Here is a 17753-nt window from a genome sequence, read left to right on the forward strand (position 1 = left end):
TTTCCTCGCTTTCGGCGTCCACCGCGTTTCCGCGTTTTCCGCCTCCCGGACTCTAGCAGATCTTCCGACCCGCTTTTCGTCCGTTGCTTTCGGCCTTCGAAACTTTCGTTTCCCCGGCTTCCGGCTCTTCGAGCTTAGCAGATTCGGTAACCCGTTTCCGCCGTGCTCCGGCCGATTGGAAATTCCAAAACCACATGCACAAGAACAGCAAATAGCCGAACCCGTCGCGAATGAACGCGACCGATGATCGAGAAATTCGATGGTGATGCTGCGGCAGGAGTGCGATCCTTGACGGACGCCCCGCTCGGCTCTGGCAGAGACTACCAGACTGTCGCGCCGTTGAACAACTTCGCGACAACCCTTCGAATCTACGTGTGCGGTCGGTGGGCTGTCAAGATCACCTCTTCAGGCGACCATCGGCAGTTCGTCCGCGACGTCCGAGGATGCCACATCCCCCTGCTCTCCGGCGAATTCGGCGCGGCGACCCAGGATCAGCACGTACCCGAGGAACAACGACTCCGCCGCCACGCCGATCGCGATGCGGCCCCAGGTCGGTAGGCCGGACGGGGTCACGAAGGCTTCGATGACACCGGATACGACCAGGACCAGCGCCAGTCCGACGGCCATGCCCAGTGCGATCCGGCCCTCCTCGGCGATCGCCTTGGCGCGGGTGCGCGGGCCCGGGTCGATCACCGTCCACCCCAGGCGCAGGCCCACGCCGGCCGCGATGAACACCGCGGTGAGCTCGAGCAGGCCGTGCGGCGTGATGAGGCCGAAGAACACGTCGAGCCGACCCGCGTCGGCCATCAGACCGGCCGAGACACCGACGTTCATCGCGTTGCTGAAGACGATGAACAGGACCGGCAGGCCCAGCAGGATGCCCAGCGCCAGGCAGCCGGCCGTCACCCACGCGTTGTTCGTGGCCACCTGCGCGGCGAAGGAACTCGCGGGCGCGCTCGAGTAGTAGGTCTCGAAGTCGCCGCCCGGGCGGGTCATCTCCCGGATGTCCTCCGGCGCGGCCACCGCGTCGCGTACCGCCGGGTCGTGGGCGACCCATGCGGCGATGATCGAGGCCAGTGCCAGGAACACCATCGCCGTCACGCCCCACCACCGGCGACTGCGATAGACCGCGACCGGGAATCGAACGGTCAGGAAGAGCATCGCGTCCCGCCAGGCCGGCGTGCGGGGCGCGGTGACCGCCGAGCGGGCCCGCGCGGTCAGCGTGGAGAGTCGGCCGACCAGCATCGGGTCGGGTGCGGCGGAGCGAATCGTCGACAGGTGGGTGGCCGTGCGGCGGTACAGCGTGACCAGCTCGTCCACCTCGGGTCCCGACAAGCGCCGTCGGCGGCGGGTGAGTTGTTCCAGGCGTTCCCACTCGTGGCGGTGTACCGCGACGAACACGTCGACATCCATACGGTGCATCCTCTCTGGGAGCGACATCGACGCACACACTGGAGGTGGACGTGTCCGAGCTCGTCACGGGAGAAGCGGTCGCGCTCGACCTGCGCCCCGCGCGGTTGCCCAGCCGGGCACTCGCGATGGTGATCGACCTGGCCGCGCAGTTCGCGCTGTTGTTGCTGACGGTCTGGCTGGTGTCGCTGGCGGTTCCGGAGGCGGACGAGGCGCTCGTGGCGGCGTTGTCGTTGTCGATCCTGGTACTGGTCCTGATCGGCTGGCCGGTGGCCTGGGAGACCGCGACGCACGGGCGCTCGCTCGGGAAGATCGCGCTCGGGCTTCGGGTGGTTCGCGACGACGGCGGGCCGATCCGGTTCCGGCACGCGCTGGTACGCGCGCTGCTCGGGTTCTTCGTGGATTTCTGGACCACGGTCGGATGCGGCGCGGTGTTCTCGTCGCTGGCCTCGAAGAACGGCAGGCGCCTCGGGGACATGGCGGCCGGGACGTTCGTGGTGCGTGAGCGCACCCCGGGTGCTCGGCAGCTACCGCTGCCGCTGCATCCGGCCGCCGCGGCGTGGGCCACCGGGATCGAGCTGTCCGGGGTGACCGACGAGCTCGCGTTGGCGATTCGGCACTACCTGTCGCGGCGCGGTGAGCTCGATCCGGCGATAGAGGCGTCCCTGGGCGAGCGGCTGATGGTGGACACCGCGAACCGGATCGGGATGGGGCCGCCACCCGGAATGCATCCGGTGGTCTTTCTCGCCGCCGTGCTCGCCGAGCGCCAGCGCCGGGACTGGGAGCGGTACGCGGCCGCCCAACGTGGATACGTCCCCACCGGTGCTGCGCCGGGACAGGGACAGGCACCGGGATGGGGATCGGCTCCGGGAGCGGCTTCGGGATCGGTTCCCGGATGGGGATCGGGGCCGGCGCAGACCCCGGCATCGCCACCGGCACCGACCCGGGTACCGCCTCCCCCGCCCGCGCCCCAGTCCGCCGCCACTCCGCTGCCGTCCCCGCCCGCTTCCCCCACCGAGCCCGCACGGCCTGCCCAGCCCACCGAACCGGCCGAACGGGCCGAACGGGCCGAACCGGCCCACCCCACCGAATCGGCCGAGCCCGCCCGTCCCAAGGATCCCGGCTTCACCCCGCCGTCGTGATCCTTCGGTTCGGCGGTGTGTCGAGGGTTTCCAGTTCGATGCCGGGGGCGGCGAGGACCACGTCGCCGCTCAGGTGCACGATCGCGCGGTCGCCGGTGGACAGGTCGTCCACCTCGTAGCGTTCGACGATCAGGCCGTCGTGGGTCTCCACCGCCGCCAGCGTCCAGGCCTGGTCCACGGTGTGTGCGGCCAGCACCGGTTCGGTCAGCGCGATCAGGCGCAGCCGGGCGGTGCCGCCGGGGGCCAGGTTCAGCAGGGTCGCGGTGGCGATCAGGAAGGCCGGTGAGCGGCCGGTGAAGCCGGCGGCCTTGGCCTCGGCCTCGGTCGCGGGCACGTCCAGGGTCGGATCAGCCGCGGTCCGCAGCCACACCACGCCGGCGGCGCCGTCCACCACGGTCGCGCCGCCGCGGACCCGCCAGCCGCCGGCCAACGCCTCCAGGCGCAGCGGTCGGCCCCGCGCGTCCAGGGTCAGGTCGATGCCGCTCCCGGTGTAGCGCCAGCCGATCGGGCCGGGGGCGCAGGAGAAGCGTTCCGTGCCGAGGGGGGTGCCGTCGTGCGGGTCGTGGAAGGAGTAGGTGCCTGAGGGCATGCGCGGACCCTACGACACGGTGGGCGGCCGTGCGCCGCGGCGCGGCCGAGCAGTCGACTCGGCAGGACGCGGATCCGGGCTCCGGCCGGCTCCGGGTCGCGGTGCACGAGACGTTCGCCCTCGCGGACGCGGCGAAGGCGCACGCGGTGACCGAGGCGCGCCAATCTCGGCAAGGTCGTGTTGCGACCGTAGGCGGGGCCGGTCACGCGGGCCGGCCCGCACACCCCGTCAGCCCGCGCACTGGGCGAGCATCGCCTGCTTGTCCGCGTCGGTCACCGGCAGGTCGTACTTGATCGAGACCTGCGCGTAGCGGACCACGTACGAGCAGCGCACCGGCTTGTTCGGCGGCAGCCATGTCGCCGGGCTCGAATCGCCCTTGCCGCCGTTGATCGGGCCGTCCACCGCGAGCAGGTTGAGCGGGTCGTTGGCGAGTCGGCGGCGCTTGTCGGCGTCCCACTGCGCGGCGCCCATCTGCCAGGACGCGCTGAGCGGCACCACGTGGTCTATCTGCACCGCGGACGCCTTGGCCTTGGTGAACGCTATGTCCTTGCCGGAGTACGGGTCGGGCAGCGTCATGGTGGTCACGACACAACCCTTGGCGTCCTTCCATCGGGTCGCCAGGCCGTCCCGCTTGAGGATGTCGTCGCGGGTGTCGCAACTGTTCCGGCCGAACGGTACATCGGTGACGCTGTCGGTCCAGGCCGGCCCGTACTTGTCCCGGCCGTAACCGGTCCGCGGCCCCCGGCCCTTGGTGTTCACCCGCTCGATCAGCGCCCGGGCCCGGGTCAGGTCGGCGGGCGAAGTCAGCGGCGCCAGGCCCGGCTTGACGCCTTGCTCGTTCTCCAACGGGTTCGCCGCGGCGGTGCCGATCGGGGCCTGCTCCGGCGCCGAGGCGGCCGGGGTCGAGTCGGCGCCCGCCGCGGATTCGGCCGTGGAGTCCTCGCCCTGGCAGGCGGTCAGCGCGACCGCGACGAGCAGGATGGATATGTACGTCCGCCGTTGCATGCGACCGCCCCCCGAGGGATGTCGTGTGTCGTTGGTCGATGGCTACCCGCAACAGGCCGGGCGGCGCACGATCCGTGCGCCGCCCGGCCTGGCGAGGTTGATCCCGATCATCGGCATCGGCGATCGACGGCGACGCGTCGACCACCGACGGTCGATGTCAGTAGCGGTAGGCGTCCGTCTTGTACGGGCCCTCGACCTTGACGCCGATGTAGGCGGCCTGCTCCTCGGTCAGCGTGGTGAGCTTGACGCCCAGCGCGTCCAGGTGCAGCCGCGCGACCTTCTCGTCCAGGTGCTTGGGCAGCACGTAGACGCCGACCGGGTACTCCTCGGGCTTGGTGAACAGCTCGATCTGCGCGATGGTCTGGTTCGCGAAGCTGTTGGACATCACGAAGCTCGGGTGACCGGTCGCGTTGCCGAGGTTGAGCAGACGGCCCTCGGACAGCACGATCAGCTTCTTGCCGTCGGGGAAGGTCCAGGTGTGCACCTGCGGCTTGACCTCGTCCTTGACGATGCCCGGGATCCTGGCCAGACCGGCCATGTCGATCTCGTTGTCGAAGTGGCCGATGTTGCCGACGATCGCCTGGTGCTTCATCCGCTGCATGTCGGACGCCATGATGATGTTGAAGTTGCCGGTGGTGGTGACGAAGATGTCACCGATCTCGACGACCTCGTCCAGCGTGGTGACCTGGTATCCGTCCATCGCCGCCTGGAGCGCGCAGATCGGGTCGACCTCGGTGACGATCACCCGGGCGCCCTGACCGCGCAGCGACTCGGCGGAACCCTTGCCGACGTCGCCGTAGCCGCAGACGACCGCGACCTTGCCGCCGATCAGCACGTCGGTCGCCCGGTTGATGCCGTCGATCAGCGAGTGGCGCACGCCGTACTTGTTGTCGAACTTGCTCTTGGTGACCGAGTCGTTGACGTTGATCGCCGGGAAGAGCAGCGAGCCGGCCTGGAACATCTCGTACAGGCGGTGCACGCCGGTGGTGGTCTCCTCGGTGACGCCCTTGATGCCGGGAGCCATCGCGGACCACTTGCCGGGGTTCTCCGCGAAGGTCGCGCGCAGCAGCGCCAGGAAGACCGTGTACTCCTCGGAGTCGGCGTCGGTCGCGTCCGGGACGCCCCCCGCCTTCTCGAACTCGACGCCCTTGTGCACGAGCATCGTGGCGTCGCCACCGTCGTCCAGGATCATGTTCGGGCCGTCATGGCCCGGCCAGTTCAGCGCCTGCTCGGTGCACCACCAGTACTCCTCCAGCGTCTCGCCCTTCCAGGCGTAGACCGGTACGCCGCGCGGGTCCTCGGGGGTGCCCTCGGGGCCCACCGCGATGGCCGCGGCGGCGTGGTCCTGGGTGGAGTAGATGTTGCAGGACACCCAGCGCACCTCGGCGCCGAGCGCGACGAGCGTCTCGATCAGCACGGCGGTCTGCACGGTCATGTGCAGCGAGCCCATGATCCGGGCGCCGGCCAGCGGCTGCGACGCGGCGAACTCGCGACGGATCGACATCAGTCCGGGCATCTCGTGCTCGGCGAGGGTGATCTCCTTGCGGCCGAACGCGGCGAGGGAGAGGTCGGCGACCTTGAAGTCGCCGTCGAGCTGCGAAGCCATGTTTTGGATCCTCTGCGGAGGGAGTGGATGGGACTGGAGACACACCGGTGCCGCGGGCGCCGATGCCGTGCCATCCAGTCGGACACTTCTGTGCCTACGGGTCGCGGACCCGACCGCCCTCTGCAGCGACTGTCGTTGTGCGCCAACGACGTTAACACCTCAGTCGCCGCTCGCGTGTGGTCCCTTGCCCCCCGGCGTGGCCTCGGGATCCGCGCCGCGCGCGGCCTCCTCGGCACGGTAGATGTCCGGCTCGAGATAGATCACCCGGGCGATCGGTACGGCCGCGCGGATGCGCTCCTCGGCGGCGTCGATGGCCCGCGCCACCTGGGCCGCGGTGTCGTCGTGGCGGACCGCGATCTTCGCGGCGACCAGCAGCTCCTCCGGGCCCAGGTGCAGCGTGCGCATGTGGATGAGCCGCTCGACGTCGGGTCCGGCCGCGATGGCCGCCTCGATCTCCCGGACCGTCTCCACGCCGGCCGCCTCGCCCAGCAGCAGGCTGCGGGTCTCCATGGCGAGCACGATGGCGATCAGTACCAGCAGGACGCCGATGCACAGCGTGCCGATCCCGTCCCAGACGCCGTCGCCGGTGGCCACCGCGAGGCTGACCCCGCCCAGCGCCAGTATCAGGCCGATCAGCGCGCCGAGGTCCTCCAGGAGCACGATCGGCAGCTCGGGCGACTTGGCCCGGCGGATGAACTGCGGCCACGTCAGCGCGCCGCGGTGCAGGTTGGACTCCCGGATCGCGGTGCGGAACGAGAAGCACTCCAAAATGATCGAGAAGACCAGTACGCCGACCGCCCAGTACCAGCTCTTCAGCTCGTGCGGGTGGGCGATCTTCTCGTAGCCCTCGTAGATCGCGAACATGCCGCCGACCGAGAACAGCACGATCGAGACGAGGAAGCCGTAGATGTAGCGCTCGCGGCCGTAGCCGAAGGGGTGCTCGGGCGTGGCATCGCGTTGCGAGCGTTTGCCGCCGACCAGGAGCAGCACCTGGTTGCCCGAGTCGGCGAGCGAGTGCACGCCCTCGGCCAGCATCGACGAGGACCGGGTGAAGGCGAAGGCCACGAACTTGCCCACCGCGATCCCCAGGTTGGCCGCCAGTGCCGCGACGACCGCCTTGGTTCCGCCACCCGCGCTCATAGGTCGTCTCCCACCCGTTGGTTGACCACTGTCGTCATCGCCGGTCGCTGTCGTCGCCGGCCGCCTGCCGCCGTTCGTCGGCGATCAGTGTGCCATCGGGCACCCGCCTACCCCGGGAGGCTTGCGATATCGGTATCCGGCGTCGATCGGCCGGCGGGACTCGATCGGCGCGTGCGGCCCGGTCGGTGCGCGGCTGGATCGGCGCCCGGCCCGTCGGCCGGTTTCGAAGCGTTCGCGCGATGCCCGCCGCGGATCGGTCGGCGCGGCTCGATCGGTCGGCGTCGATCAATGGGTCGACGCGCAATGGGTCGACGCGACTCGGGTGCACGGGACGGTGGCCCGGTAGACCAGGCCGTCGGCGCCGTCGACGGTGACCGCGACCCGGGGTTCACCCGCGCGGACGTAGATCGATTGCCCGCGCGCCAGGTCGAGCACCTCGCCGTCGGCGCCGGTCGCGGTCGCGGTGCCGCGCACGCACAGCAGGATCTGCGGGCCGGCGGTGTCCAGGAGGTAGGGCTCCCGGGTCCCGGTCGAGCGCAGGCGGGAGAGCCGGAAGTCGGCGACCGGGGTCGCGTAGACCTCCTCGCCCGGGTCGACCTCGGTCGGCTCGGGGCCCAGGATCTCCACGGGACCGGCCCGGAAGGCCATGATCCGCAGCAGTTCGCCGACGTCGATGTGCTTGTCGGTCAGCCCGCAGCGCAGCACGTTGTCCGAGTTGGCCAGGATCTCGACCACGACCCCGTGCAGGTAGGAGTGCGGCATGCCGGCCGCGAGGAAGACCGCCTCGCCCTCGCGCAGCCGGATGTGGTTGAGCAGCAGCGCCACCGCGACACCGGGGTCGCCCGGGTGGCGCTCGGCCAGGCCCGCGACCGCGGCGCAGGCCTCCGCGTACGGCGATCCGTTCGCGGCCAGCCGGCGGCAGGCCGCGGCGACCGCGTCCACCACGCCGGTGCGCAGCCGCGCGGGCAGCATCAACACGTGCGTGGTCGCCGCGCGCAGCGCCGCCTCCTCGTCCGGGTCGCGCAACGCGCGGGCGAACGGGGCCAGTTCCGGAACGTCGAGGGCGTCGAGCAGCTTGAGGGTCTCGGCGATCTCGCGGTAGCCGACCAAGCCCTCGAAGTCGCCGAGCGCGCAGATCATCTCCGGCTTGTGGCTGGAGTCGCGGTAGTTGCGGTGCGCGGCGTCGATCGGGACGCCGCGCGCCTCCTCCTCGGCGTAGCCGTGCCGGGCCTGTATCGCGTCGGGGTGCACCTGGAGCGACAGCGGCTCCTCCGCGGCCAGCACCTTGAGCAGGAACGGCAGGCGCGGGCCGAACCGGGCCGCGGTGTCCGGGCCGAGTTCGCCGTCGGGGTCGGCGGCGATCAGCTCGACCAACGAGCGCGGCCCCCGGCCCCGGTCGACCTCGGAGGGCGCGCCCGGGTGGGCGCCCATCCACAGTTCGGCCTGCGGTTCGCCGGTGGGGGCGACGCCGAGCAGTTCGGGGATGGCCGTGAGCGAACCCCACGCGTTGGCGCGGATCCGGTTGAGAAGGCGGTCCATGGCTAGCGGGGACCACCTTCGGTCCAGGAGAACAGCCCCGGTACGGCGGGGCCGACCCCGGTGCCGAGGGCCAGGTAGACGGCGGCGAAGTCGGTCACCGCGATCAGTTCCGCGAGCCGCTCGACGGGGCTGCCGCCGCGCGCGCCGACCTCGCCGACGGCGGAGCGGCCGAGCGCGGCCAGCGTGCGCTTGGCCCGGTCCAGTTGCGGTGCGGCGCCGGCGTCGTCGTGGTCGACCAGCAGCACCGGGTACAGGCGCACCGGCTCGGCCTCGTCCACCCGGTCGCGGAAGAAGTCGTCGGGGTCGCCGGCGTCGACCGAGCCGCCCGCGGCGAAGACCCGGTCCTGGTAGCGCCCCGCGGTGGGCAGCGCGCCGGACAGCGCGGGGGTGGCGGCGACGCCCACGCACATCGTCGCGAAGCGCTCGGCGGCCACGCCCGCGACGGTGCCGGCGCCCCAGATCACCGGGATGGTGCCGGCGATCGCGACGGCCAGGCCCTTGGCCGGGTTGAGGTAGGCGTCGGCTCCGGGCCGGCAGCGGTTGCTCACCTCGTCCAGCCGGTCGGCCGCCGCGTCCACGCCCGCCAGCCCCTCGCCGGGGGTGAACGCGCTCGCGCCGCACGCCCCGGTGATCGCCAGGAGCGCGGTGAACAGCGGCCAGAACGCGGTCTGCGCGGCGAACACGGTGTCGTCGGCGTAGCCGGCCGCGCCCACCGGCGTGGCGTCGACGGGCACCCGGACCACCACGCCGCGGGACTGCTGCACGGCGGCGTCCAGGGCCGACCCGGCGGGCGTGGCCGCCACCACCTGGCAGCCGCGCCGGTAGGCCTGGCCGGCGAGGTCGATCAGCGCCGGTTCGTCGCCGCGACCGGCCAGCAGCACGAGGTCCATCGGACCGGCCCACCCGGGCAGCAGGCCGCCCGCGGCGAGTACCAGGGGCAGCGCCGCGTCCGCGCCGGTGACCGCGCGCAGCGCGTGCCCGAGCGGCCCGTACGCGGGCGCGGCCAGGATCACCGTGCGCGGGCGGTCCCGGGGCGGGATCGCGGCGGGCACGGCCTCGCGCGCGGCCTGCGCGGCCCGCCGTACCTGTGCCCCGGCACCGGCCAGGGCGCGCAGCGTGTCCGCCGCGTCGGCCCGGGCGATGCCGTCCTGGTCGTCCAGCAGGCCCTCGTCGAGGATGTTCATGCCCGCGCGGTACCGGGCCGGCGGGCCTCGTCCACCAGCAGCACCGGGATGTCGTCGACGACGGGGTAGACCAGCCCGCACGTGGAGTTGTCGCACGCCAGCGCGGCGTCCCCGTCCTTGTGCAGCGAGGCGTGGCAGACCGGGCACGTCAGGATCGCCAACTGCGACGGTTCCAGATTCACGACATCTCCACCTTTTCCGGCTGCTCGCGCCGATTCGTACATATCCGTCCCGATTCGGCGCGGCAGCCGTCCGATTGAACCCATCACATTACCGAGCCGACGGCTCAGCCCCGGACGAGTGCCAGTACCTCGTCGCGGATCGCGATCATGGTCGGCTCGTCGTCGGCCTCGACGTTCAGCCGCAGCAGGGGTTCGGTGTTGGACGCGCGCAGGTTGAACCACCACCGATCGGCCAGCACGGTCATCCCGTCCAGCTCGTCCACGCTCACGCCGGTCCGGCCCTCGAACGCGGCGCGCACCTTCGCGGTCGCGGCCGCCTGGTCGGCGACCTCGCTGTTGATCTCGCCGGAGGCCGGGTAGCGGTCGTACTCGCTCGCGAACTCGGACAGCGGCAACTTCTGGCCGCCGAGCGCCGCGAGCACGTGGATCGCGGCCAGCATGCCGGTGTCCGCACGCCAGAAGTCGCGGAAGTAGTAGTGCGCGGAGTGCTCGCCACCGAAGATCGCGCCGGTCTGCGCCATCTCGCCCTTGATGAACGAGTGGCCCACCCGGGTCCGCACGGCCCGGCCGCCGGCCTCGGCGACGATCTCCGGAACGGCGCGCGAGGTGATCAGGTTGTGGATGACCACCGGCGCCTGCTCGCCGTTCGCCTTGGCCCGGGCGATCTCGCGGACCGCCACCAGCGCGGTGACCGCGGACGGCGAGACCGGGTCGCCGTTCTCGTCGACCACGAAGCAGCGGTCGGCGTCGCCGTCGAAGGCCAGGCCCAGGTCGGCGCCGCTCGCGCGGACCTCGGCCTGGAGGTCGACCAGGTTCTTCGGGTCCAGCGGGTTGGCCTCGTGGTTGGGGAAGGATCCGTCCAGTTCGAAGTACAGCGGGACGATCTCCAGCGGCAGCCCGCTCGCGGCGCCGAGCACGGTGGGCACGGTGTGGCCGCCCATGCCGTTGCCCGCGTCCACGACCACCTTGAGCGGTCGGATGCCGGTCAGGTCGACCAGGCCCAGCAGGTGCGCGGCGTAGTCGGCCAGCACGTCGTGTTCGGTGATCGTGCCCGGCTCGCCCGCGTACTCGGGCACGCCCGCCTCGGCGAGCGCGCGGATGTCGGCGAGGCCGCTGTCCTGGCCGATCGGGGCGGCGCCCGCGCGGCACATCTTGATGCCGTTGTACTGCGCCGGGTTGTGGCTCGCGGTGAACATCGCGCCGGGAAGATTCAGGCTGCCACTGGCGAAGTAGAGCTCGTCGGTGGAGGCCAGGCCGATCAGGGTCACGTCCGCGCCCTGGGCGGCGGCGCCGGCGGCGAACGCGCCGGAGAGCTCCGGCGAGGACGGGCGCATGTCCCAGCCGACCACGATCGCGTCGGCCTCGGTGACCCGTACGAAAGCCGCGCCCAGTGCCCGCGCGGTGTCGGCGTCCAGTTGGTCGGGGACCACACCCCGCACGTCGTACGCCTTCACGATCTGGGAGAGGTCGCGCACCCGAAGACTCCACTCGCTTGGCCGCGGTCCCGATTCGCCGCGGTATTGGCCGTTGACCGTCGATCCCTGCCCCGCGGACGACGCATCAGACCCTATCGGCCGGCGGTCAGCTCTCGGGTGAGCGCAGAACGCGCAGGTGGCCGCGCCGTCCGGCCTCGGGGCGACCGTCGCGGTCCTGCGGCTCGGGCGCCGATTGCGGGGGCTGCGGCGGGCGGGCGGCCTCGCGCACCGCGTTGGCCAGCGCCTCGAGGTCGTCGCTGCTGGGCTTGCCCGCGCTCGGATCCGGCGCCAGGCGCACGACATCCCAGCCGCGCGGCGCGGTCAGCCGCTCCGAGTGCTCGGCGCACAGGTCGTAGCAATGGGGCTCGGCGTAGGTCGCGAGAGGGCCCAGGACGGCCGTGGAGTCGGCGTAGACGTACGTCAACGTGGCGACTGCGGTTCGGCCGCAGGCGGTCCGCGAACAGCGACGTACAGGGCTCACGACGATGGACGGTACCGCAAGCGGACCGAAGCCGCGTCGTATCCGGGTGCGGTGTGACTCACGTGTCGCTCCTCACAGGGTGTCGGCGGCGTCGGCCGCCACCCGGCGGGGCCCCGGTCCGGGCGCGGACCGGGCCGGCGTGGACCGATCCGGATCCGGCGGTCAGGCTCTAAGCTCGTCCCGTGCACAACGAGCACTCGGTCCCCTCTTCCCCCCGCGAGCGCGACCGGCGCCGCCGCAGTCGGCGCGACCGGCACGGCCGCGGCATGCGCGGTCCGCTCGCCCCGCCCCCCGTGCCGATCGCGCTCACCCGCGCGCAGCGGTTCGACGACCTCGCCGCCGACGTCGTCGAACGGCTCGCCAAGCGCTGGCCGCAACTGGAGGAGGTCCGCTTCGCGGTCCTGGACGTGCCCGAGGCCGAGACCGCCGTGAACGGCGACGAGGCGGTCGCGCTGGGCCGGCTGGTGCCCGCGACCAAGGCCGTGCCCGCGACGATCATCCTGTACCGGCGCCCGCTGGAGCTGCGCGCGGAGGGCCGGGCCGAGCTGGAGATGCTGGTCAACGACGTGCTCGTGGAACAGGTCGCGGACCTGCTGGGCATGGATCCGGACACCATCGACCCCGACGACTGAGCGGGAAGACCACCGCGCCGGCCCGGGTCCCCCTCGTGGGGCCCGGGCCGGCGCGTCATGGGCGATCGGTGCGGCGGCACCCGCGGTCGGTGCCGGGTCTACCGCTGCGGGACCAGCAGGGACAGGTCCTCGCGCGCGTTGGGCACCACCGCGGTCTCCGCGGTCGGCACGAACGGCTGAACCGTGAAGGCCGCGGTCTTGCCGATCGTCTCGGTGATCGTGCGCACCACGTGCACCGGCTGCGAGCCCGCCTGCGGTTCGGCGATCACCGCGAACCGGGTCGCCCCGGCGGGCACCGGCGCGGGCACCTGCACGGTGGTACCGGCGGGCACCTCGACGTCGGCGGACACCGGCTCGCCCTTGTCGCCGATCGAGGTGAGCTTGACCTTGGCCGGGCCCTTGGGCGCGGTGATCGAGATCGTGCTCGTCACCGCGCCGCCGCTGCGGTTCTCCGCGACCACCGCGCGCCCGGCGAGTTCCGGGGTGGCGGCCAGGAAGGCGACCTCCGCGTCCGCTCCGGTGCCCTGCACCACCCGGACGCCGGCGATGATGTCCGCGCGGCCGGAGACCAGCCGGATCGCACCCGCGTCGGTCCGGTTGACCGGGCCCAGGTCGATCACCGTCAGCTTGTTGCCCTTGATGTCCGCCGTCTCGTGCTCGACCGGCTTGAAGGTGTTCACCTTGCCGGCGATGGACAACTGCACGTCGGTGCTCTCGCCGCTCGGCGACAACATCATCAGTTGCACGTTGCCCGCGTCGCCGGTCAGCCCGGGCAGGCCGGTGAGGACCAGGTTGCGGCCGGGAGCGCCGGCCGAGGGCAGCCAGTCGGTGCCCACCGCGCCCTCCTGGTCGCGGATCGCCGCGCCGACCCGACCGGTGCGCGCGATCACGTGCACCGCGATGCCGGGGAAGACCGCGCTCGGGTTGAGCGTGCGCAGCAACACCGGCACCGTCGCGTTGGGCGCGAGCGTCAGCCCGCGGCCCGCCTCGGACTCGATCGGGCCGTTGGGCCCGAACAGTTCCAGGTCGACGACGGCCGGTGTGTCCTTGCTGTTGGACAGGTACAGGTACGCGTCGCGGTTCTCGGCGGTGGAGGTGCCGATGAACCAGCGGTCGGTGGTCGGTGCCTCGCAGGCCAGACCCGCCAGCCCGCGGCCGGCGCCGCTGGGCACCCGGGCGACCGCGCCGGCCGAGAAGCCCGGCGCGAACGCCCCGCCGGCGTTGGCCACCAGCGGCGGCACCTCGGCGTTGTCGACGCCGAAGCTCGCGAGCTTGCCCGGTGCCTCGACCTTGGTCCGCACCTTGGTGCGGTCGCCGAGTTCGACGACGCTCGCCTCGCCGGTGCCGGCCGCGCCCTGGCCGGGCGGGGTCAGCGCGGAGACCACCGCCGAACTGCCCGGCAGTTGGCGGATCGACGGGCAGCTCAGCTCCGCCTGCTGGACCGGCACCCGGCTCGCCGCCGGCGGCGGCGCGGCCTTGCTCTCGGTCGGGCGGGTCACGGTCGCCAGGCCCACGACGACGGCCAACAGCGCGACGACGACGGCCAGGGAGAGGGTGGTGCGCTTCACGGGCGGTCTCCCTGCGAGGGCGGCGGCCACGGCTCGTCACCCGAGCGCGGCTCGGGCGGCCATCCGCCGTGGTCCGGGTAGGCGTTCGGGTCGTATTGCGGCGCGGGCACCACGTTGCCGTACTCGTCGTAGACCGGCTGCTGGGGCACGGGCGGCACCCAGCCGTAGGAGCCCGCCGCGTCGGATCCCTCCGGAGCACCCCGCGGGACCTGGGCGCCCTGGTCGTACTGGTAGCCCTGGTAGTCCGGGTAGCCCTGGTACTGCTGCCCGTAGTCCTGCTGCGGGTACTGCTCGTAGGCCGGCGTCGCCTGCGCGTCGTAGGCGGCGCCGTTCCACGCCTGCACCGGCACCGGCGCCTCGGCCGGGTCGGTGCGCTGTTCGGGGAAGCCGAACTCGTCGAGGCCCTCGCCGCCCGGCGCGACCGGTACCGCTTCCGGCACCGGCGTCGCCTCGTCCGCCTCGGCCTTGACCCGACGGCCGCGCCGACCGGTGGCCTCGCCCGCGGCCGGGATCGGCGCGGCGCTGTCCGGCAGGTCGTCGTCGGTGCCGCGCCTGCGCGCGGGCAGTGCCATCACGAACACCACGAACACCAGGACGCCCTGGACGAGCAGCCACATTCCGTGCCCGCCGGACGCGTGGGTGATTTCGAGCCGGCCCGCCTCGGGACGCAGCTCGAAGCCCTGCGCCCAGCCGTCCAGCGTGCGAGCGGTCAGCTTGCGCCCGCCCTGGGTGGCCTCCCAGCCCGAGTCGGCGCGTTCCGCCAGGCGCAGGATCCGACCCTGCGGGCCGGCCTCGATCCGGGTGGACACGCCCTCGCGGGTGGAGGGGATCGCCTTGCCGCGACCGTCCGGGTCGACGATCAGCGCGCGGCCGACCGGGTATTGCAGGCGCCACAGCGTCGCGCCCTGGGTGGCACCGACCCGGGCCAGGCCCGGGGTGCCGTCCAGGCGCGCGGTGAGTTCGTTGCCCACGGGCGGCTTGAGCTGGACGAACTCGATGCCGTACGGGACGAGCATGCTCGCGTCCGCACCGCCGCCCCCGGACAGCAACTTGCCCAGGAATGTATCGAATTGCCGGTATGTCGACGCCTTGGGCGCCAACTCGGCGTCGCCCAGCGCCGGTCCCGCGCCGCGCACGATCGTGTAGCTCACGTTGCCCGGCTCGGGCGCGGTCAGCACCAGCGTGCGCGGGTGCCGCGGGCCGGTGGCCTCCTCGGCCACGAACGCGGGCACCACGACCGGGTCGCGCCGCTCCAGCGGCCCGTTCGCGCCCTGCCACAACCAGGCCCCGGCCGCCACCAGCGGGGTGAGCGCGGCGAACACGGCCAGCACCACCGCGGCGGGCTGGCGCCAGCCGAAGCTGCCGGCCGCGACCCGGGTGCGGGCGTCCTCGGCGCCGACCATCGCCGCGGCCACGTAGCCGAGCGCGATCACCACGACGGCCGCGCCGGGCCATGCGGGCGCCTTGTCGCCGGTGGCCTCGACGGTGAGTTCGACGTGGCTGGTCACGATCGCCAGCACCAAGCCGACCAGGGCGACCGCCCACGCGCCGAGCACCGCGGCCCGGCGCGAGTCGCGCAGCAGCGCGGCCAGCGCGACCAGCAGCAGCGCGCCGGTCAGCCAGGCCGGCAGCGTGCCGGGGCCACCCGGGTCCAGCAGCAGCAGACCGACCGGGCTGGTGCCCTTCTCGGCGAGCGCGTCGCCGGCGAGTCCGGGCTCGGCCAGGAACAGGGTGGGCTTGCCCGCGAGCGCCAACGTCCACGGGCCGAGCAGCACGAGCGGGGTGGCGAGCACGACGCCCACCCGCACGAGCAGGCCGACCCCGGGACGCGGGCCCAGGCGTCCGGTGAAGGACAACCCGACGGCGATCAGCGCGAGCAGCGCGACCGCGAGCCACAACAGCGGGGTGAACGCCGCCGCGACGGCCAGGACCAGGCCGGTGGCCCAGGCCGCGCGCATGGACGCCTTCAGCTCGCCCGCGCCGAGCACCTGTGCCGCGCCGCGGGCGACCACGGGGGCCAGCACGAGCGCGACGGCGGTACCGATCCGGCCGGTGGCGATCGCGCCGGTGGCCACCGGGGTCAGCGCGTAGACGGCCGCGCCCCACACCCGCACGCCGGGCGCGGACACCAGCCGGCGCGAGCACAGGTAGGCGCTGATCCCGGCGAGCGGGACGCTGCCGATCAGCAGCACCGCGACGGCGGTGCCGGCCTTGCCCAGCAGGAGCGTGGCGAACGCGGCGAGCGCGCCGACGTAGGGCGGCGCGCTCGCCGCCTCGCCGAAGCCCACCCCGTGCCAGGTGTCGCGGTAGCGGTGCCACAGGTCCGCCGCGCCTTCCGGCGGGGGCAGCAGGGCGCCGCCGAACAGGCTGCCGCCGCCGAGCAACCCGCGGGCGGCGAACAGGGTGACCAGGGTCAGCGCGAAGGCGAGCGAGAGTCCGGGGCGGCGCATGAGCACGCGCAGCTTGACGAAGCTCTCCGTGTCGAGCGACTCGGAGCCCTCGTCGGTGGGGCCCGATTCCGCGCTGCTGTGTCGACCGGACCGGCTCTCCGGCTCCTCGCTCCGCCGCAGGTTGCCGATCAGTCCCTCGGCGGCGTGCCGAACGGTGGCGGCCCGGCTGGGGAACAGGTCGCCCAGGTCCTTGTCCGACATGGTCCGGGTGCGCGAACGGGCGCGCCGCGCGGACAGGAACGCCGCCGGGCGCAGCAATACCGCCATGGTGCCGAGCAGTTCGTCCAGGGCCATCCCGGGCAGCTTGCCGAGCAGGTAGCCCAGGCTGCGGAACAGGCCGCCGAACAGCAGGCGCAGGTACAACAACGGCCAGGTCGCGCCGGTGGTGTTGGCCAGCAGCGTGAAGGCGGCGCCCCTGCGGTCCACCCGGTGCGGGCGGTTCGCCGCGACGTCGATCGGCCGGCGCTCGCGCGTGGCCGCCTCGGCGTGTTGCACCACCGCGTCCGGTACGACGACCACGCGGTGTCCGGCGGCGTTGACCCGCCAGCCGAAGTCGGTGTCGTCGCGGGAGAGCGGCAGGCGCGGGTCGAAGCCGCCCAGGCCCTCCCACACGTCCCGGCGCACCAGCATGCCCGCGCTGGAGACGGAGAGCACGCCGCGGACCGCGTCGTGCTGGCCCTGGTCCTGCTCGCGGCGTTCCAGGCCGGTCCAGCGTCGGCCGCTGCCGGTGAGCGTGGTGCCGACCTCGAGCAGTTGCCTGCGGTCGTACCAGCTCCGCACCTTGGGGCCGAGCACGGCCGCGGAGGGCAGTTCGTCGGCGGCGCGCAGCAGCAGGTGCAGCGCGTCGGGGGCGGGCTCGCTGTCGTCGTGCAGGAGCCACAGCCACTCGACCGGCTCGGTCGATCGGGGCGGGCGGTCCTGGTCGGTGTCGCCGTACGGGTCCGACGCGTCGTACACGTCGATCCGGTAGGGCAGGGACGCGGGGTCGACGTGCGGCGCGGCACGCAGGGCTTCGCTCACGGCGGCACCGAACGCGGTCCGTCGCTCGGTGTGCAGCACCGAGCCCTGACCGAGCGCGTCCTCGAGCAGACCGGCCGAGGCGTCGGTACTGCCGGTGTCGACCGCGAGGACGCGCTGGACCGGGCGCTCCTGACCGAGCAGGCCGGTCAGTGTGCGCGGCAGCCAGCGTGCCCCGTCATGGGCGACGAGGATCGCGGTGACGATGTGCCGTGGGAAAGCCGGAGCTTGCGCGTATGCCGACTGATGGCTGAAAAGTGACATCGAGTGCGGGGACCCCGGGGGGCTCGAAGCGGCGTGGTACCAGCGGTCCGGCATCCGGCCGAACGGCCA

The 17753-nt window shown here is 72.9% G+C and carries 14 protein-coding genes; 2 read left to right on the forward strand and 12 right to left on the reverse strand.

Translation table 11 applies throughout. From position 1 onward, the window contains the following. Positions 1-405: 405 nt before the first annotated feature. Positions 406-1413 (reverse strand): stage II sporulation protein M, encoded by a 1008-nt coding sequence (locus tag ACWCPW_RS48715; RefSeq protein ID WP_449768092.1) that lies wholly within the window; start codon positions 1411-1413, stop codon positions 406-408. 50 nt (positions 1414-1463) lie between these two features. On the opposite strand from ACWCPW_RS48715, the gene ACWCPW_RS48720 reads away from it, so the two are divergent. Further along, on the forward strand, positions 1464-2552 hold the full coding sequence (locus ACWCPW_RS48720) for an RDD family protein (RefSeq protein WP_449768093.1): 1089 nt from the start codon (positions 1464-1466) through the stop codon (positions 2550-2552). Here ACWCPW_RS48720 and ACWCPW_RS48725 read toward each other — a convergent pair. The 9 genes from ACWCPW_RS48725 to ACWCPW_RS48765 all read right to left on the reverse strand — a co-directional run bounded on the left by ACWCPW_RS48725 (position 2536) and on the right by ACWCPW_RS48765 (position 11753). Continuing rightward, the gene (locus tag ACWCPW_RS48725; RefSeq protein WP_449768094.1) at positions 2536-3141 is read right to left on the reverse strand and encodes a hypothetical protein; all 606 of its coding nucleotides are present in this window, start codon (positions 3139-3141) and stop codon (positions 2536-2538) included. The two genes, ACWCPW_RS48720 and ACWCPW_RS48725, sit on opposite strands and share 17 nt — an antisense overlap. A 228-nt stretch (positions 3142-3369) precedes the next feature. Next, positions 3370-4146, reverse strand: a complete 777-nt coding sequence (locus tag ACWCPW_RS48730; RefSeq protein ID WP_449768095.1) for an HNH endonuclease family protein — start codon at positions 4144-4146, stop codon at positions 3370-3372. A 157-nt stretch (positions 4147-4303) separates the two neighbouring features. Beyond that, on the reverse strand, positions 4304-5752 hold the full coding sequence (gene ahcY / locus ACWCPW_RS48735; RefSeq protein WP_449768096.1) for an adenosylhomocysteinase: 1449 nt from the start codon (positions 5750-5752) through the stop codon (positions 4304-4306). A gap of 159 nt (positions 5753-5911) precedes the next feature. After that, positions 5912-6892 (reverse strand): cation diffusion facilitator family transporter, encoded by a 981-nt coding sequence (locus tag ACWCPW_RS48740; protein WP_449768097.1) that lies wholly within the window; start codon positions 6890-6892, stop codon positions 5912-5914. 285 nt (positions 6893-7177) lie between these two features. After that, positions 7178-8431, reverse strand: coding sequence for a mannose-6-phosphate isomerase, class I (gene manA / locus ACWCPW_RS48745; RefSeq protein ID WP_449768098.1), 1254 nt, complete (start codon positions 8429-8431; stop codon positions 7178-7180). Positions 8432-8433: 2 nt separating this feature from the next. Continuing rightward, the gene (locus ACWCPW_RS48750; protein ID WP_449768099.1) at positions 8434-9615 is read right to left on the reverse strand and encodes an SIS domain-containing protein; all 1182 of its coding nucleotides are present in this window, start codon (positions 9613-9615) and stop codon (positions 8434-8436) included. Further along, entirely contained in the window at positions 9612-9797 is a 186-nt protein-coding gene (locus ACWCPW_RS48755; RefSeq protein WP_395874503.1) for a Trm112 family protein, read from the reverse strand. The genes ACWCPW_RS48750 and ACWCPW_RS48755 overlap by 4 nt, the downstream gene beginning before the upstream one ends. Before the next feature lie 104 nt (positions 9798-9901). Continuing rightward, positions 9902-11272, reverse strand: a complete 1371-nt coding sequence (locus ACWCPW_RS48760) for a phosphomannomutase/phosphoglucomutase (protein WP_449768100.1) — start codon at positions 11270-11272, stop codon at positions 9902-9904. 106 nt (positions 11273-11378) lie between these two features. Then, the gene (locus ACWCPW_RS48765) at positions 11379-11753 is read right to left on the reverse strand and encodes a DUF3499 domain-containing protein (protein WP_449768101.1); all 375 of its coding nucleotides are present in this window, start codon (positions 11751-11753) and stop codon (positions 11379-11381) included. Positions 11754-11935: 182 nt separating this feature from the next. On the opposite strand from ACWCPW_RS48765, the gene ACWCPW_RS48770 reads away from it, so the two are divergent. After that, positions 11936-12385, forward strand: a complete 450-nt coding sequence (locus tag ACWCPW_RS48770; RefSeq protein WP_449768102.1) for a metallopeptidase family protein — start codon at positions 11936-11938, stop codon at positions 12383-12385. A 98-nt stretch (positions 12386-12483) separates the two neighbouring features. Here the strand turns inward: ACWCPW_RS48770 and ACWCPW_RS48775 are convergent, their stop codons facing one another. After that, the gene (locus ACWCPW_RS48775; protein ID WP_449768103.1) at positions 12484-13953 is read right to left on the reverse strand and encodes a DUF5719 family protein; all 1470 of its coding nucleotides are present in this window, start codon (positions 13951-13953) and stop codon (positions 12484-12486) included. Next, the gene (locus ACWCPW_RS48780; RefSeq protein ID WP_449768104.1) at positions 13950-17684 is read right to left on the reverse strand and encodes a glycosyltransferase; all 3735 of its coding nucleotides are present in this window, start codon (positions 17682-17684) and stop codon (positions 13950-13952) included. Before ACWCPW_RS48780 ends, ACWCPW_RS48775 begins: the two co-directional genes overlap by 4 nt. Positions 17685-17753 lie beyond the last annotated feature (69 nt).

It is taken from the genome of Embleya sp. NPDC001921, from assembly GCF_053594475.1.

Excerpts from the sequence above, each read along its gene's own strand:
- ACWCPW_RS48725 (WP_449768094.1), bottom strand. The coding sequence starts at position 3,141 with ATGCCCTCAGGCACCTACTCCTTCCACGACCCGCACGACGGCACCCCC.
- ACWCPW_RS48740 (WP_449768097.1), bottom strand. The coding sequence starts at position 6,892 with ATGAGCGCGGGTGGCGGAACCAAGGCGGTCGTCGCGGCACTGGCGGCC.
- manA (WP_449768098.1), bottom strand. The coding sequence starts at position 8,431 with ATGGACCGCCTTCTCAACCGGATCCGCGCCAACGCGTGGGGTTCGCTC.
- ACWCPW_RS48730 (WP_449768095.1), bottom strand. The coding sequence starts at position 4,146 with ATGCAACGGCGGACGTACATATCCATCCTGCTCGTCGCGGTCGCGCTG.
- ahcY (WP_449768096.1), bottom strand. The coding sequence starts at position 5,752 with ATGGCTTCGCAGCTCGACGGCGACTTCAAGGTCGCCGACCTCTCCCTC.
- ACWCPW_RS48780 (WP_449768104.1), bottom strand. The coding sequence starts at position 17,684 with ATGTCACTTTTCAGCCATCAGTCGGCATACGCGCAAGCTCCGGCTTTC.
- ACWCPW_RS48750 (WP_449768099.1), bottom strand. The coding sequence starts at position 9,615 with ATGAACATCCTCGACGAGGGCCTGCTGGACGACCAGGACGGCATCGCC.
- ACWCPW_RS48715 (WP_449768092.1), bottom strand. The coding sequence starts at position 1,413 with ATGGATGTCGACGTGTTCGTCGCGGTACACCGCCACGAGTGGGAACGC.